At 55.2% G+C, this 16,106-nt stretch carries 16 protein-coding genes and 1 pseudogene; 9 read left to right on the top strand and 8 right to left on the bottom strand.

Going from position 1 to position 16,106, the window contains the following annotated elements; translation table 11 throughout:
* The first annotated feature begins 95 nt into the window (after nt 1-95).
* Nucleotides 96-782 carry a GntR family transcriptional regulator gene (locus BW979_RS17710; protein ID WP_076384794.1) on the top strand — a complete coding sequence of 229 codons (687 nt, stop codon included), beginning with the start codon at nt 96-98 and terminating at the stop codon, nt 780-782.
* A gap of 89 nt (nt 783-871) precedes the next feature.
* On the opposite strand, the gene BW979_RS17715 is transcribed toward BW979_RS17710, so the two are convergent.
* From BW979_RS17715 to BW979_RS17735, 5 genes and pseudogenes are all read right to left on the bottom strand, one after another.
* On the bottom strand, nt 872-1,435 hold the full coding sequence (locus tag BW979_RS17715; protein ID WP_076386658.1) for a flavin reductase family protein: 564 nt from the start codon (nt 1,433-1,435) through the stop codon (nt 872-874).
* Between the two features lie 66 nt (nt 1,436-1,501).
* Nucleotides 1,502-1,933: pseudogene (locus tag BW979_RS27850) on the bottom strand (SRPBCC family protein); the annotation flags it as partial.
* 101 nt (nt 1,934-2,034) lie between these two features.
* Nucleotides 2,035-2,778: an SDR family oxidoreductase gene (locus BW979_RS17725; RefSeq protein WP_076384796.1), complete on the bottom strand. Its 744-nt coding sequence runs from the start codon at nt 2,776-2,778 to the stop codon at nt 2,035-2,037.
* 62 nt (nt 2,779-2,840) lie between these two features.
* Nucleotides 2,841-3,944: an alkene reductase gene (locus BW979_RS17730; RefSeq protein WP_076384798.1), complete on the bottom strand. Its 1,104-nt coding sequence runs from the start codon at nt 3,942-3,944 to the stop codon at nt 2,841-2,843.
* A 47-nt stretch (nt 3,945-3,991) separates the two neighbouring features.
* The gene (locus tag BW979_RS17735; RefSeq protein WP_076384800.1) at nt 3,992-4,570 is read right to left on the bottom strand and encodes a TetR/AcrR family transcriptional regulator; all 579 of its coding nucleotides are present in this window, start codon (nt 4,568-4,570) and stop codon (nt 3,992-3,994) included.
* Between the two features lie 434 nt (nt 4,571-5,004).
* Between BW979_RS17735 and BW979_RS17740 the strand changes: the two genes are divergently transcribed.
* The 8 genes from BW979_RS17740 to BW979_RS17775 all read left to right on the top strand — a co-directional run bounded on the left by BW979_RS17740 (nt 5,005) and on the right by BW979_RS17775 (nt 13,219).
* Nucleotides 5,005-6,096, top strand: a complete 1,092-nt coding sequence (locus BW979_RS17740; protein WP_076384802.1) for an NAD(P)-dependent alcohol dehydrogenase — start codon at nt 5,005-5,007, stop codon at nt 6,094-6,096.
* 11 nt (nt 6,097-6,107) lie between these two features.
* Nucleotides 6,108-6,401 carry a putative quinol monooxygenase gene (locus BW979_RS17745; RefSeq protein ID WP_172833798.1) on the top strand — a complete coding sequence of 98 codons (294 nt, stop codon included), beginning with the start codon at nt 6,108-6,110 and terminating at the stop codon, nt 6,399-6,401.
* Nucleotides 6,402-6,444: 43 nt separating this feature from the next.
* Complete coding sequence (locus BW979_RS17750; RefSeq protein WP_076384806.1) at nt 6,445-7,188, top strand: SDR family oxidoreductase; 744 nt, start codon at nt 6,445-6,447, stop codon at nt 7,186-7,188.
* A gap of 66 nt (nt 7,189-7,254) precedes the next feature.
* A complete protein-coding gene (locus BW979_RS17755; protein WP_076384808.1) occupies nt 7,255-8,343 on the top strand; it encodes an ABC transporter substrate-binding protein in 1,089 nt (362 codons plus the stop codon).
* 61 nt (nt 8,344-8,404) lie between these two features.
* Nucleotides 8,405-9,952, top strand: a complete 1,548-nt coding sequence (locus BW979_RS17760) for a sugar ABC transporter ATP-binding protein (protein WP_076384810.1) — start codon at nt 8,405-8,407, stop codon at nt 9,950-9,952.
* Nucleotides 9,939-10,883, top strand: a complete 945-nt coding sequence (locus BW979_RS17765; RefSeq protein ID WP_076384812.1) for an ABC transporter permease — start codon at nt 9,939-9,941, stop codon at nt 10,881-10,883. Before BW979_RS17760 ends, BW979_RS17765 begins: the two co-directional genes overlap by 14 nt.
* Before the next feature lie 32 nt (nt 10,884-10,915).
* The gene (locus BW979_RS17770) at nt 10,916-11,869 is read left to right on the top strand and encodes an ABC transporter permease (RefSeq protein WP_076386660.1); all 954 of its coding nucleotides are present in this window, start codon (nt 10,916-10,918) and stop codon (nt 11,867-11,869) included.
* A gap of 126 nt (nt 11,870-11,995) precedes the next feature.
* Nucleotides 11,996-13,219 (top strand): maltoporin, encoded by a 1,224-nt coding sequence (locus BW979_RS17775; RefSeq protein ID WP_083714417.1) that lies wholly within the window; start codon nt 11,996-11,998, stop codon nt 13,217-13,219.
* Nucleotides 13,220-13,390: 171 nt separating this feature from the next.
* Here BW979_RS17775 and BW979_RS17780 read toward each other — a convergent pair whose 3' ends face one another.
* The 3 genes from BW979_RS17780 to BW979_RS17790 form a co-directional block, all read right to left on the bottom strand.
* The gene (locus BW979_RS17780; protein ID WP_076384814.1) at nt 13,391-14,287 is read right to left on the bottom strand and encodes a hypothetical protein; all 897 of its coding nucleotides are present in this window, start codon (nt 14,285-14,287) and stop codon (nt 13,391-13,393) included.
* Between the two features lie 261 nt (nt 14,288-14,548).
* The gene (locus tag BW979_RS17785; protein WP_076384816.1) at nt 14,549-14,941 is read right to left on the bottom strand and encodes a carboxymuconolactone decarboxylase family protein; all 393 of its coding nucleotides are present in this window, start codon (nt 14,939-14,941) and stop codon (nt 14,549-14,551) included.
* Nucleotides 14,942-15,206: 265 nt separating this feature from the next.
* The gene (locus BW979_RS17790; RefSeq protein ID WP_076384818.1) at nt 15,207-16,082 is read right to left on the bottom strand and encodes an NAD(P)-dependent oxidoreductase; all 876 of its coding nucleotides are present in this window, start codon (nt 16,080-16,082) and stop codon (nt 15,207-15,209) included.
* Nucleotides 16,083-16,106 lie beyond the last annotated feature (24 nt).

A 16,106-nucleotide genomic window follows, 5' to 3' on the forward strand; every position in this document is an offset into this window, starting at 1 on the left:
TGGTGGATGTCAAGCGTATTGGTATACAATCTGCTCGTCCTATAATCAGATTGAAAGCCGTGGGTGGCCCTGTGCCCTCCATGTGAGGAGTAGAAATGGCCCGTGATGATATGCCGGTAATGAGCCGACCTGAAACGCTGCGAGGTCATGTCGAAGGGTTCTTGCGCGAAGCCATTATGAATGGCCGCTTTGTACCTGGCGAGCGACTGATCGAGCGTGAACTGTGTGAAATGCTCGCCGTCAGTCGCCCTCCTCTGCGTGAGGCACTGAGGAAGCTTGAGGCAGAAAAGCTCGTTGTGATCGTGCCTCATCGAGGGCCGGTGGTTGCCAGCCTCGATATTGAGGAAGCACGGCAGCTCTATGCCCTTCGCGCGTTGCTGGAGGGCTTTGCAGCTCACGAGTTTGCTCGCCTTGCTTCTGATCGCGAAATTACTGCGATGGAAAAAGCGGTCAAGAATCTGCACAAGCAGGCAGCTAACCCGGATCGCCGTGCCCTGATCCAAGCGAAGTCGAAAATTTACGACGTTATGCTTGGCGGCTGTGGCAACCAACTGATCACCGAAGTCCTGCACGGCCTGTTGACCCGGATCAATCTGCTCCGGGCCACCTCCTTCTCACGACCAGAGCGGCTTCACGAAAGCCTGGCAGAGATTGATGAGCTGTTGGAGCGTATCAAGCAACGGGACTCGGAGGGCGCTCAGAAGATGGCAACCCTGCACATCAAGAACGCTGAAAATGCCGCCATGGAAATGCTTGCGTCAGCCCCTGCTGAAAGCGAGTGACCTCGCTTACTGAATCGCTCTTGCGGTAACCGATCACAAGAGCGATTCAATTCAGATCTACTCTCGCAACGACAGGTGATCTCCCCTCCTCAATCTTTCACATTCATCGCTTGGCCGATGGCATAGAACTGCCCTCCTGCGATGTAATGAATGCTCCTCAAGCCTGATGGCGCCTGCTCATATTTCCAATGGCCGTCCTGGAACACGCGACTGTCTGCCCACGCTCCAACGACCTCGCCAATGAACAAGTCGTAGGTTTCTTGATTGTGAGGCTCACTGATCAGCTTGCAGATCAGCCAGGCTGAACAGCCTTTGACAAGCGGCACATCAGAGTTCGGCATCTCGAACAGCTCCACCCCTGCATGCACAAGTTTGTCAGGATCTTGAGATTGACTGATGTTTCCCAGTGCATGGGTGAGATCGAGCTGATGCTGAGTCGGTACCTGCAGAGCGAAATAGCCGCTTCGCTCAATCAGCGCCCGCGTGGCTGCGATCTTGTCAATCACAACCGTGACCTTAGGTGGTTCAAAGTCCAGGCCACACGCCCAGGCAGCAGCCATGACGTTGTCACAGCCTCCATGACGCGCGGAGACCAACACCGTAGGCCCATGGTTGATCAAGCGGTAGGCCTTAGACAGTGGGACAGGCGTGATGCAAGGCCCCCCTTCAAATCCTTCTGCGTATAACTGATCACTCAGTATGTAGTCTTCCAGACCTTGATGGCCATCTCGCAGAAGATTGCTGACTGCCGTCGTCATGCTGCCTACATCGATACCGGAAAGCACATCGAATCCTGCCCTCCAGGTAATGACGCAGGCCCCAGTGTCGGACAGCGGCTGAACGCTGACACTGGCTTCATAGTTCTCGACTGGCAATGGTGTGACTTCCATCCGATAGCCAACAGTTCTTTGCTTCGGCTCAAGCAAAGTGAGGCGCTCCGTGAGTACCTCGCCCGTGGGCAGATGAAGCTCTCGGACACTACCCACGCGCGCCTCTTCACTGAAGAGCCTGCTCGCAGAGATACCAGGATGCCAGGCTGCAATGTCTCCAAAGCGCTCAACAACAGTCCATACCGCTTCAGCCGAACACTGGGCGATCGCGGTGTATTCCAAACTTGGCACAACATAGCTCCTTTGTGAGGAGCAACCCACCGGGAACCGCAGCTCTTCCTTTTCGAGAAACTAAGCCGTGGTGGGCCGCCGCCTATAGAGGCGCCGTGTCACCGATGAACAGGCGGCACGCCGCAACGCACTTACCAGTTCTGTCGAGTGGGCGAGATGATCAGGTCGTTAACCGTGACGTTCGGAGGCTGGTTGAGCGCATACACCACCGCGTTGGCCACATCGCTTGGTGAGATCGCGATACGGTTTAGCTCTTGGGCCGCTTTGCGACCTTCGGGGTCAGACACCTTGTCAGCCCAACCCGTGTTGATTACACCAGGGCTGATGGTATTTGCACGAATCCCATGCTGGACACCCAGCTCTTTGCGCATGGATTCAGTCATGGCCTGCACAAAGAATTTACTAGCGCTGTAGACGCCGGCCGACTCCCCCACTTGATGGCCAGCCACAGACGCCATATTCAAGATGTGCCCGGACTTCTGCTCGACCATCAAAGGCAGAACGGCAGCAATGCAGTTCAGATAGCCCTTGATGTTGACGTCCACCATGCGGTTCCAGTCGTCGGTCGCCACATCGACCCAATTGGAGAACAGCATCAGCCCGGCATTGTTCACCAGGATATCGACGGCCCCGAAGGTATGCTTTGCATAATTTGCGAGTCCTTGCGTCTGAAGAGCGTTAGTCACGTCTGCAGGATAGGGGTAAACCTCAGCTCCGCCCTGCCCGACCTCATCAACCAGCGCATTCAATTGAGGTTCATCGATTGCCGCCGCGATGATCCGAACGCCTTGCGCGGCCAATGCCCGAACTGTCGCAGCGCCGATGCCAGAGGAGGCGCCCGTAACGACCGCGACCTTGTTTTCTAGGTAATTCATTCAAATTCCTCGGACGCGCAGAGGACTCTGCGCGTCTATAGGTGGTGGCGAAATGGGAGTGATCAGTAGTTGCCTTTTGGCCAGTCTGTGTAGCCCTTCGCGCCACCGCCGTAGTACGACTCGCGTGGCGCGATGGTCAGCTCGGCGCCCACTCGCAGGCGTTCCACCAGATCCGGGTTCGAAATGAAATAGCGCCCAAATGCGACGGCATCGATCAGATCTTCGCTACGGCGCTCAATGGCCATTTCCAAGTCATAGTTGTTGTTACCGATGTATGGGCCATGGAACCTGGCACTCAGCGCATCCATGTCAACGCCGGCAGGGATCTCGCGAGTCGTGGCCGTCGCACCCTCCACGAAGTGCATGTAAGCCAGGTCAAACTGGTTGAGTTGGTCGACCAGGTAGCCGTAGAGATCCATCACATTACTGTCAGGCGGCGTGTTGCCTGCGTCGGGAGTAACCGGCGAGAGGCGAATGCCGACGCGATCATTACCCCAGATCTCTACGATGGCGGCAGTGACCTCCAAAGTCAGGCGTGCACGATTCTCGATTGAACCACCATAGTGATCGGTGCGCTTGTTGGTGGAGTCGCGCAGGAACTGGTCAAGCAGATAGCTGTTCGCCGAATGCACCTCTACGCCATCGAATCCAGCACGCATGGCGTTGCGTGCCGCGATTCGGTACTGCTCGATGATTCCTGGGATCTCGTCAGTTTCTAGTGCGCGGGGCATCGATACCGGAACAAAGCCATCAACCGTGTAAGTGTTACCTTCTGCCTGGACGGCTGAAGGGGCTACTGGTGCTTCGCCGTTGGGCTGCAGTTCGACACTGGAAAAACGGCCGACATGCCACAGTTGGCTGACGATTTTGCCGCCGGCGGCATGGACAAGATCAGTGACCTTTTTCCAGCCCGCAACCTGCTCCTCGCTCCAAATACCTGGTGTTGCGGCATAGCCTCTGCCCTGAGGAGAAATATTCGTCGCCTCAGCAATGATCAGCCCTGCACTGGCTCTCTGTGCGTAGTAAGTCGCGTGCAATTCGTTCGGGATACCGTCTTCGCAGTACCGGCTACGAGTGACTGGCGCCATCACAATACGATTCGCCAGTTTGATGGCCCCCATCTCCATAGGGGAGAAAAGATCCGTGCGCGTGCTGTTATCGGTCATAAACACCTCTGTAGTAGACCAGTCGTCTAGTAGGTAGACAAAATTTTTTAGTGGATGAGGCAGTTCACTGCTTGGCTCGCAGTTTCGAACGCCTTAGTGGATTTTTGCAGCTTCGCTTGCAACGAAGCGCCAAGCCAAAGCTGATAGAGCGCTTCCGCCAATGCATTGGGTTCGATTGCCGACGTGATGCTGCCGTCCTCAACCCCCCTGCTGATGCAGGACGCCAAGGCACTGACGATTCGGGCAGTGCCCTTCTCCAGAACATCGCGCATATCTTCAGAAAGATCGCAGACCTCAGGGCCGAGCTTCACCACCAGGCACTTTTGCTGGGGTACATCGGTGCCTTGAGTCTCAACCCAGTACTCGAAATACCGACGCAGGCATTGAGCTCCGCTCTCCTGGGCCGCCAGAATCGGAAGAATTCGGCTGATGTACTCGGAGAAATACTCCTCCAGAAGTGCCTTGCCGAAATCTTCTTTCGACCGGAAGTAGTGATAGAACGACCCCTTTGGGACACCAGCATTGCTCAGCACTTCGGCCAAGCCCACAGCGGTGTATCCCTTGATGGTCATCAGATTGCGCGCTACATCCAAGATGTGCTGACGCATGTCATTTGGCTTGTTCATGGCAATCACCTTACCTCCGTACCGACCAGTCGTCTAGTAATTTCTAGACCAGTCGTCTACTCGCCTCACTCCCTTTCCCCCTAATTCCTCCCAAGAGCGATGTGCAGACGCTCCGTAAGCAGAGAAATTTCTATCCGTATTTCAGCCAGTTAGGCACTGAATCCAACTCTCATGCACGACTTGTTCCTGTTCATAAGCGCGTGTGAATAGCGCCTGTCCGAGATGAAATCAAGGCCAAAAAGCTCCCTTGCTTTTTGATTTTTTCGGGATATATTAGCCTACAACACGTCGATAAGATTGTAATACAAGAACACAAAGGTCGCGGCGTGATAGGGGCTTAGCTTCGCTCTGGAGGCGCATACGCGTCGGCTTCCGTGACCTTTGAAATGCTTCAAGTCACCCGAGCGTCCTGAAGGCGCCTAAGGAGAATGCTAATGCCTCGTATCACTGCCGCTGTGGCAACCAGGGCCAAGAGCCCTCTTGAGTTAAGAGAACTCACGTTGGCCGAACCTGAAGGGAACGAGATCCTTGTTCGCACCGTTGCATCCGGTATCTGCCACACGGATCTCTTGCTCAGGGACGGGATCTTCGGCCCGAGCCACCCGGTGATTCCAGGTCATGAAGGCGTTGGCGTCATTGAAGCGGTAGGCGCAGATGTCAAAAGTCTGCAGGTAGGTGATCACGTAGCACTGAGTCAGAGCTCTTGCGGCCACTGCGCGGATTGCCGCCGTGCACACCCCATGAACTGCCGAAACTATGTCCAGTACAACCTGACCGGCGCCCGTCCAAACGGAAAGCGTGCAATTCTGGATGCTGACGTCGCCTCCAACTTCGTGGGCCAATCTTCCTTCGCCACTTACATTCTCGCGACCGAAAACAACGCCGCGAAGCTGCCGAAGGATTTCGATCTCAAGATCGCCGCGCCACTGGGTTGTGGCATGGCAACCGGGGCAGGCACCGTCATGAACGCCATGCAGCCACCGGTAGGCTCCACCATTGCAGTGTTCGGCTGCGGTGCCGTAGGCCTGGCCGCGATTATGGCCGCCAAGATCCGCCGCTGCAGCGTTATCGTCGCTGTCGATCTGCATGACTCGCGCTTAGAAATGGCTAAGAGCGTGGGCGCTACTCACGTAATCAATGGTCGCGCGGAAGATGTCGTGGATCAGATCCATCGGATTACCGAGGGTGGTGCCGATTTCAGCATCGACGCGGTGGGCCTGGCGCCTGTTGTGCGTAATGCAGTTGCCTCCACCCGCCCGGGGGGACATTGCGCCCTTCTTGGCCTCGATAGCCTGGGTAAAGACATCCCGATCCTGCTGGATTGGATCGCCTTTAATCGCAAGCTTCAGGGCGTAATCCTGGGAGATCAGATTCCCCAGGTCTTCATCCCACAGATGGTGCAACTGCAGAAAGAAGGCCTCTTCCCCTTCGAGCGGTTCATCACTCACTACCCCTTCGAAAAGATCAACGAGGCTATCGCCGACGCTGAGTCCGGCAAGGTCATCAAACCCGTCCTGCTGTTCTGATGGAGTGCTCTATGTCTGCTGCCTATGTCGTCGCCACCTTCAACGTAAAACCCCAACACCTCGAACAGGGAAAATCTCTGATTCTGGGTTTTGTAGAGCCTTCGCTAGCGCAAGAAGGCTGTCTCTTCTACGACGCCTATCAGTCGAATGAAGACCCGTCTGAATTCGTCATCGTCGACGGATGGGCCACACAGAAAGACCTGGATAACCATGCGACGAGCGAGCACGTCGCTCTGACAGTGGAGCAGCTCTTGCCGCTCTTGGCCAAACCAGCATCCGTAAAAACTTATCGAAAGATCTCCTGATCGAGCGCGTGCATCTCCCAAAATAACAATACGAGGCAATAAAATGCAGAATGTACAAGGAAAGGTGGTAGCCATCACCGGCGCAAGCAGTGGCATTGGTGAAGCGACTGCCCGCTACTTGGCCGGCCTGGGTGCTCATGTCGTCATTGGCGCACCTGCCAATACCGTACCGGCCATGGAAACCATTGTTCAGCAGATCCAGGAAGCTGGTGGCAAGGCCGCTTTCGCTGTCCTCGACGTTACCCATCGCGAGGATGTCCAGAATTTTGTCGATTTCACCATCGACAAGTTTGGGCGTCTGGACGTGATTGTGAACAACGCCGGCATCATGCCGCTGTCTCCGATCGAGGCCCTCAAGGTTAACGAGTGGGACGCCATGATCGACATCAACATCAAAGGCGTCCTCTATGGCATCGCTGCAGCGCTTCCTGTGATGAAAGCCCAGGACAGCGGCCATATCATCAACATCGCGTCGGTTGCAGGCCACATCGTAACCCGCAACAGCGCTGTTTATTGCGGTACCAAGATCGCGGTACGCGCCATTTCGGAAGGTTTGCGCCAAGAAGTCGGTGAGAAGATTCGCACCACTATCATCTCGCCCGGCGCGGTTCAATCCAACCTGGCATCGACCATCAGTGATGCTGAAGCCAAAGCTGAAGAGCAGAAGGTGCGGGATATTGCTGTGAAAGCTGAGGCCATTGCCAGTGCCATTGCTTTCGCGATCTCCCAACCGGCCGAAGTCGATGTCAACGAAATCCTGATCCGCCCTACTGCTCAACCGTTCTAAACCTTGCTTTACCGGGCAGCTGCGCTGCCCGGCCGCTGGCTTACAAATACAATAACGGAGTCAAGCATGAAACCATCCATCAAGCGTTGGGCGACCGCGCTCGGCCTTATTTCGGCCTTATCCCTGTGTGCCCCTCTGACTTTCGCAGAAGACTTGGTGCTCTTAGCGGACACCGCTCCCGCGTCCGGCGACAACCCCCTCACCAAACCAGATGAGTTCAAAAAGACCGGCCCATGGAAAATTGGCATGAGCCACTATGGGCTGTCTGGTTCCACCCACACCTACCAGACGGCACACGAGGCCGAGCAGGCCATCAAGGACATTCCTAATATCGGCCAATACCTGTTCCGCAGTGCTGACCTCAGCCAGTCCAAACAAGCTGCAGATATTGAAGATCTCATTGCTCAGAAAGTAGACGTCCTGATTGTCGCGCCGTTAACCACCACATCGGCTTCAGCAGGTATTGAGAAGGCCCGAGCTGCGGGTATTCCGGTGGTGGTGTACCTGGGCAAAACCAGCACTGATAAGTTCACTACCGAGATACAGGGGGATGACTTCTTCTTCGGCAAGGTCATGGCCGACTACCTCATCAAGAAGAACAACGGCCAAGGCAACATCTGGCTTCTGCGGGGGGTTGCTGGTCACCCAATCGATGAGGATCGCTACAAAGGCGCAATGGAGGCATTCAAGGCCGCTCCGGGCATCAAGGTGATCTCGGATCAGTACGCAAACTGGTCTTATGACGATGCAAAGCGCATGTGTGAAAGCCTGTACCTGTCTAACCCTCAAGTCGACGGTGTGTGGTCTGACGGCGCAAACATGTCTCTGGGCTGTGCTGATGCACTGCAGCAGATGGGGGTTTCCTCCCTGCCTCCCATTACTGGCGAAGCTATGAATGGATGGCTTCGTCGCTGGAAAACCGATGGCCTCCAATCCATCGGCCCGATCTGCCCGCCCGGGCTTAGCGCCGCAGCGGTGCGTGCCGCTGTTGCCCTTCTTGAAGGCAAGCAGGTTCACAAGCACTACGTGAACCGCCCAGCCCCGATCACTGATGAAACTTTGGATAAGTACGTGCGAATGGATCTGTCCGACGCCTACTGGAGCCCTTCCGAAATCCCGGAAGCCAAGCTCCAGAGCTTTTACGGCAGTAAGTAATTCGTCATTCTGCGATGGCGTCGGCTTAGGTCGCGCCACCGTCTATTCAGAGGATCGGGCCATGCTGCGCGCAAAAAAAATCACCAAATCTTTTGGCAATACCACCGTGTTGCATGGCATCGACTTTTCCCTTGAGAAAGGTTCGATCCATGCACTAACAGGCGAAAACGGGGCAGGCAAATCGACGTTGATGAAGATCATCGCCGGGGTGCACAAACCAGACAGTGGGACACTTGAGCTGAACGGCAGCCCTCTGGCGCTCACCTCCCCTCTGGATGCGCTTCATCATGGCATCTCCACCGTGTTCCAGGAATTCACGCTTATTCCGAATCTGTCGGTAGCAGAAAACATCTTCCTTGGACGCGAGCCACGCACGCCTTCTGGGGCACTGGATTACGCCCAGGCCGAAGCGAAAGCTACCGAGATTTTGTCCCGTGTGGGGCTGGAGTTTGATCCCAAAACGCTGGTTAAAAACCTCACCGTTGCCCAACAACAAGCGGTAGAAATCGCCAAAGGGATCTCGGCAGACGCGGACATCTTCATTTTCGATGAGCCCTCCGCCGCACTCAACGCAGCGGATGTGGTTCGCCTTCAACAGCTCATCTTCGAGTTGCGTGATGCCGGCAAGGCCATCATCTACATCTCCCATCGTCTTCGAGAGATCTTCGAGATGTGTGACACGGTGACTGTGATGAAGGACGGCCGCCATGTCGCCACACATCCCACCAGTGAACTGAACGAGCACGACCTGGTGGCTTTGATGGTCGGGCGCGAGTTGGTGGATTTCTTCCCACCACGTGGCACACCTAGCGCTACTCCAGCGTTGGATGTTCGCTTACTGCAGGTCTCTGAAGGCAGTACGCCCGTTCAATTCACGCTTAACCGAGGTGAAATACTGGGTGTCGCGGGCTTGGAAGGCGGGGGGCAACGTGAAATTGCGCGAGCCTTGGTCGGCTTGGAAAGCCTGGCTCAGGCTGACATCTACAAGTACGACTCAACCAGCTCCATTGCTGCGTCGCTCGATCCTTCCGCAGGTATCCAGGCGATGATTCGAGCTGGTATTGGGTTCATTCCCGAGGACAGGAAGAGCGAAGGTCTTTTCCTGAATCTCTCTATCGCAGACAACATTGCATTGGGAACCCAGATAGGACGCCCGATGGGATCGATCCTCCACAACGCCCGCAATCTTGTCGCGACCCTTGTGAAGGAAATGAAGATCGGCACAGGCAACTCAAAAGCTGTCGTGAAATCGCTCTCTGGGGGTAACCAGCAAAAGGCGCTGATCGGGCGCTGGCTTGCCTCTGGCGTCGACATCATCGTTATCGAGGAACCTACGCGCGGCGTTGACGTGGGCGCAAAAGCAGAGATCTACCGTCTCTTGCGAAGCTTTGTGGATCAGGGTGGCGCTTTGCTTGTCTTGTCGCGCGAACTGTTGGAGCTAATCGGTCTTTGCGACCGCATCCTTGTAGTTCACGACGGGCGCCTTGTCGCGCAGATGCCTGGCAACGAAGCCACCGAACAAGGGATTCTACAAGCAGCGATCGGAAGTACTGCTTCGACCCTGGTAGATACCACCGCCAATGGAGCAGCGACCTATGAGCGTGCTTAATATTCTCAGTGCACCACGCAATTCCCGTAGCGGAAATCTTCGCTTCGCCTTTGCAATCCTCGCCGTTTTGGTGGTGATAGCAGCTGCCAGTTCACCGGAGTTCTTCACTGCGCAGAACATCAAAAACGTCATCGCGCAAACCGCTCCACTGATCCTTGCGTCAATTGGGCAAATGATGGTTGTGGTCACCGGGGGACTCGATGTTTCAAACGGCGCCGTAGTCAGTCTGACGACCACCTTGGTGGCCATGCCTTACCATGATGCAATCAATCTGAGCCTTGCCTTTGGCGCCGCCTTGATGATTGGTCTGGCGAATGGTTACGGCGTCGCACGGCTGAATGTGCATCCCATCATCATGACGCTGGCCACCATGAGCATTGCTCAAGGTATCGCATTATTGCTCAGGCCAATCCCCGGTGGGGACGTGCCAGCCTGGTTGATCGGGGCTGTGAATGGCAACCTTGGGGCAGTTCCCGGGTCGCTGTTCTGGGTGGTAGTTCCAGCCTGCGTTGCAGCATGGCTATTGTATCGCCGACCGTTTGGTGTGCACCTCTTCGCTGCCGGCAGCAATGCGGAAAATGCGCGTCTGAACGGCATCAAAACCCAGCGCATCATCATCGCTGCATACGTGCTCAGCTCGCTCTTCGCCTTTATCGCGGGTCTCTATCTGGCAGGACGGCTCTCATCTGGCGATGCCAAGGTGGGTAACGCATTCAACATCGACTCAGTGATGGCGGTCGCGTTGGGCGGCGTGCAGTTAAGCGGTGGCGTGGGTAGCTTGCTCGGCACTGTCATCGGAGCGCTCCTGGTTAGCCTCATCGGCAACACCATGAACCTTTCAAACATTTCCGCCTTCGTTCAACTGGGCGTCAAAGGCCTGCTGCTGCTTGCTGTGGTGAGCCTCCAGCGCCGCAAGGAGATCGGACTGTGAGCACTCGATCGACAAATGAGATATCACTGAACATGACTACCCCCAAGCAAAATACACAGTCGGTTTTCCAGTGGCTGCTGAGACTTCCACCGTCCTACATCGTGCTTGCCGGGTTACTGGTCGTCATTGGCATTTTTGCCAGCAATCTCCTCAGCCCGCTGTTCACCTCGATAATCCTGAGGCAGTGCGCTCCTCTCGGAATCATCGTTCTGGGCCAAGCGTTGGTCATGAGGGCAGGATCGATCGACCTCTCGGTGGTTGGTGTCTCGGCGATGACCATCTACCTGGTGACCTCCGGCATCCTCTCGGGGCTGCACCCGGCCTTCACCATCGTGATCCCGCTACTCATGGGGGTATTAGTAGGTGCCGTTAACGGAGTACTGATTGCCTATGTGAGAGCATCGGCGGTGATGATTACGCTCGGGGTCACTACTGTCCTGCTTGGCCTGGTGTCTTGGATGACTGCGGGCCAGCCGCCTGGCGCCGTGCCTCGTTGGCTGAACCTGGTCACCAGTGAACGCTTGTTTGGGTTGTCCTACGCGGTCTACATATGGGTCGGACTGACGTTGGTGTTCGCCGGAGCACTTCGTTATCTGGTGTTTGGCAAGCTGCTTGCCGCAATCGGCGACAGCCCCAAAGCCGCAGCAATCTCCGGTCTCCCTGTGAAGCGTGTCATTTGTGTCAGCCACATCGCTGCAAGCTTGCTGGGTGCGATGGGTGCGTTGTTGCAAACCTCGGCACTCGGGGTCGGCAGCATCAAGCCGGGCCTTGATTTGGCCATGAACGCGATCGCAGCGGCGATCCTTGGGGCCGTGACATTCGGTAGCGGTCGCGGGGGTGTCCTTGGCCCATTTGTCGCAGTACTTGCCTTCGGGTACCTGTTCGCTGCACTCACAGTGTTCGGTGTTCAAGAACCGGGGCGCCTGATCGTCCAGGGTGTCGTTATCGCCGTCGCTGCCATCAGCGCAGGCATCCGCCAGAAGTAGCCACCTCCTCCATAAGCTCCATCTGAAGAATTCAGCTCACTGGCCAGTTAAAAGGCCGGTGGGCTGATGTGTGGCCGCTCGCGGCCAAAACAGTGCGAAAACAATAACAAAAGGTCACCTCACTTCATGAACAAAGCATTGAAACACGCGCTCATCTTCTCCATGGCCCCGCTGGCCCTCACTGACTTAGCCCAAGCGCTGGAGTTTTCTGGATACCTCCGCTCGGGCGTCGGGGGTTCGACAAGCGGAGGAACGCAGTCGTGCTTCCAACTGCCCGGAGCACAGACGAAATATCGCCTGGGCAACGAATGTGAACAGTACAGCGAGCTGGAGCTTCGCCAGGATGTCATGAGCTTCAACGACGGATCAGTCTTGAGCGTTGATGGTATGGCTGCGCTGTGGGCTGACTATGGTCATTCACCCACGTTCACGGGAGACAACGGTTGGGCAAGGATGGCTCAGATGTACGCGCAATGGAGCAACGTCTCAGCGCTCAATGGTGGTTCAGTATGGGCAGGACGCCGCTTCTACAAACGTAACGACATCCTGATCTCCGACTATTTCTACTGGAATCAGAGCGCCACTGGCGCCGGCATCGAGGATGTGAAAATCGGTGACTACAAGTACAGCTATGCATTCTCACGGAAGGACAACGTCTTTCAACGTGACTACATCAACCGACACGACTTCAACATTGATGGCATCGAGGTCAACCCGGGCGGTGTGCTGCAGCTGGGCATTAGCTACATCGAGAATCCAGAGAAGGCTCAAGTCGACAGTGGCTGGGCTTTCACTGCGCAACACAAACAAACGCCCTTCCTTGGTGGTCACAACACCTTTGCAGTGCAATACGGTGAAGGGTCGGGCACCGGCTTGGGTTATACAGGGGATCCTAGTCTGGATAACAGCTCCAAGAGCTGGCGGGTCGTCGAGTATTTCGATTGGCAGATGACGCGCCAAATGAGCGGCCAGTTCGATGTCGTCTTCCAGAAAGACAAGAAGCCAGGCGGTGCCGATCAAAACTGGCTCTCCGTTGGCATACGCCCTGTCTATGCACTCACTGACCAGTTCAAGCTGGTGGCGGAGTTCGGCCATGACCAAGTCTCGGCCCCGGGTGGAACACGCAAGCTCGACAAATTCACCTTCGCGCCGACCTGGTCACCTGCCGGGCCTGACTTCTGGGCTCGTCCGGAAATCCGTCTGTACTACACCTACGCGCAGTGGAACAAAGAAGCTCAAGCCGCCGCGTCCGAGCTGGTAGCTGGATCGGCCTTGTCGGACACTGGTGCCTTCGGCACAGATAGGCATGGCTCCAATTTCGGCGTACAAATCGAATACTGGTGGAAGTGATCCCTAAGAAAGAGCCGTGAAAAGTCACCACCAGGTGACCAGCAAAATAGGCCTGGAAACGCCATTGAGCTTTTGGTGGTTTTCCAGGCATGTTACTCCACCTGACATTGCCATTTAGGATCGCATATGGGTTCGGCCAGAAATCGGAAATAAGCTTTCCGAATCCAAATGCTATTGACCAGATCTGCGCAGAGACTTGTCCGACCCGGTAATTTTTCCACCATTTTTCTCGACATCTCGTCGAATTTGCTCTTGATTCACCTTGTCCATTTTAGCCTTTGAGTTCACGAAGTCTTTATAGATCTTCGCGATGTAGTTTTTCAAAATATCCGGCACATCCTGAATCTTGCTTACGTCAAGGTCACCCACCTCAAATTTTGTTGCCTTGGATACTTCCTCGCAAGGCCAGCCAGGGCTGAGAATGTAAAAATACATGAATGGGAGCTTAAACACTGCAAAAAAACGGTGAGGATCATCAAAGAATCGAATATCCTGGGCTCCGATCCCACGATCTAAACCATAGGTATATTCTTTAGGCAGCCCGTAAAATGGAGGTTCCCCGCAGAACGGCGCAAAGTAAATAGTCGTACTACATCGATTATTAAGTACATCTTCTTTAGCAGACTTCAGAAAAACTTCTATAGCGATTTTATCCTCATCCGTCCAGCCATTGTCATCATCCTTTCTTGTGAGCAGTGCTCGCCAGAATACTGACAGAACAGCCAGCTTTGCTTCCTCGCTGATATCCACTGTCGAGGCTTGCTTTTGATAGTTTGCTATTTTTCTGAATAACCCCTCGGCAAGCTTTTTCTCCCAGACGGCAAGCTTTCTCTCGCAATTTCCGCACAAAAGATGTTTTTTTGGCCCATCCTGGTGTCGGGTATTGACGTCCCTAGTATCCCTTATGAACTGCGTGGGTGACGTCTTTTTGAGCCAGTCATACGCAAATTTTGGAATACTGTGAGACTCTTTCAGTAAAACATTTTTGCCATCACACAGCGCGCAGTCTCCTAGAACACCGCCCTCTGCTGACACATCCAACTCTTTCTCAGTAGTGTTACTTTCCATTGTCGAAATTTTCCCTTGAGTCCTATCTGATGAGATTCGCTAAAGCCAGACATCTGCGTTGCTAAAGCAAGCACTTGTGGCATGAGACGTCTACACCTAGTTGCCGAAAGTAGCGGAAGAAACATAACGATATCAGCTAGCCATCTTGGAGGCTAGGAAACCGAGGGGGCAAGCGGCTTTTGCAGGAAGGGAATACTTCGAGGGGCTACAGAAAGGCTAAGAGCCTGGAGCCGACGATATCGACCCCAGGCTATGGAAGAGTTATCGAGCGCCGTTCTCTTCTTCCCAAGCTTTGATTGCATCACCAGCAACGCGGAAGGCAGCCAGGGCCAGCGGCACGCCGGCGTAGATACCCGCTTGCATCAGGACGGCGCGAATTTCGTCCTTCGTTACGCCATTGGTGAGAGCACCTTTGACGTGAACACTGAGCTCATGGTGTTGGCTCATGGCGGTCAGCATCCCGATGTTCAGGAGGCTGCGGGTCTTGAAGGGGAGCGTGTCATCACCCCAGATCGCGCCCCAGCAGTACTCGGTGACGAGCGCCTGCATCGGTTTGTTGAAATCGTCGGCGGCTGACCAGGAACGCTCTACGTGGGCAGCGCCCAGGACAGCTTTACGGTTGTTGAAGCCTTTTTCGAACAGTTCGCTGCTCATGGTATTTCCTCTGTAAATGCAACGCTTTGAAGCGCCTGATGCGATTGTGTTTGGGTGTATGTAGCCCGGCTAGAGCATCCAATAGGGGTGGCTGCGCTCTAGCGATATGCTTTGAAACCTTGAACCCACTGCTTCCCAAAGCGTCCCAGCAGAGGTGGAGGCAAATAAGCCCCCTGCCCCATACTATTTAGCTAGGCATTACACGGTAAGGCTCAGATCGGAGGTACCGGCATTGCCGACAAGTCAGCCAGCAATGCCAGGTGTATCAGCCGTGGTGACCCACAATGCGATACATCTCAGTGTGGTCGGTGCGAGGATTGGACTCTTCAGCAGCATCCATCCACACCTCAAGGCACTCATGCCCAAGCTTCATGTCCTCGCCCATTTGCTCCGCCAGTGCGACAGCGATTTTCAGGTCTTTGACCATCAGCTGAAGCGCAAAACCCGAGGCGTAGGTGCCGTTCAGCATGAACTGATGCACCTTGTTGAGGGTGGCGTTGTTAGAGCCTGACGCACTGTTCAGGACATCAGTCATCACTGCCGGATCAAGCCCAAACTTCTCGCCGACATGGAGCGCTTCAACAGCGGCCAGCAGCCCAGCTGCGGAGACATAGTTGTTCAATGCTTTGATCGCATGCCCGGCGCCAACAGGGCCCACATGCGTGGTTTTGCCCATTTTGGTCAACAGCGCATCATTTTGCGCGGCCAGTTCAGCGGTACCACCCACCATGATGGCAAGGGTGCCGGACACTGCGCGCTTAACGCCACCCGACACTGGAGCATCGAGCAAGCCAATCGACAGAGCTTCAAGCTCAGCGGCCAGCTCGCGAGTCTGCAGGGGCTCCGACGAACTCATGTCGATGACCACGGCGCCCTTTTTTACCTGAGCAGCAATACGTTGTTTGCCGACCAGGACATCTCGAACAATGGCGGAGTTGGGCAGCATGGTGATGACGATGCCAACGTCGCTGATCGTATCAGCCGACTTCAGATCGGATGCGCCAACCTCGTTGCACAGCTCGGCAACAGTGACCTCGTTCATGTCACTGACGATCAACGGGTAGCCGGCCTTGGCGATGTGGGTGGCCATAGGACGGCCCATCATGCCGAGACCTATGAAAAGTACTTTGGGCAAAGACATACGCGTGATCCACCTTTTGCAAAT

It is taken from the genome of Pseudomonas sp. A214 (genome assembly GCF_900156295.1).
GTDB classification, from domain to species: domain Bacteria; phylum Pseudomonadota; class Gammaproteobacteria; order Pseudomonadales; family Pseudomonadaceae; genus Aquipseudomonas; species Aquipseudomonas rhizophila.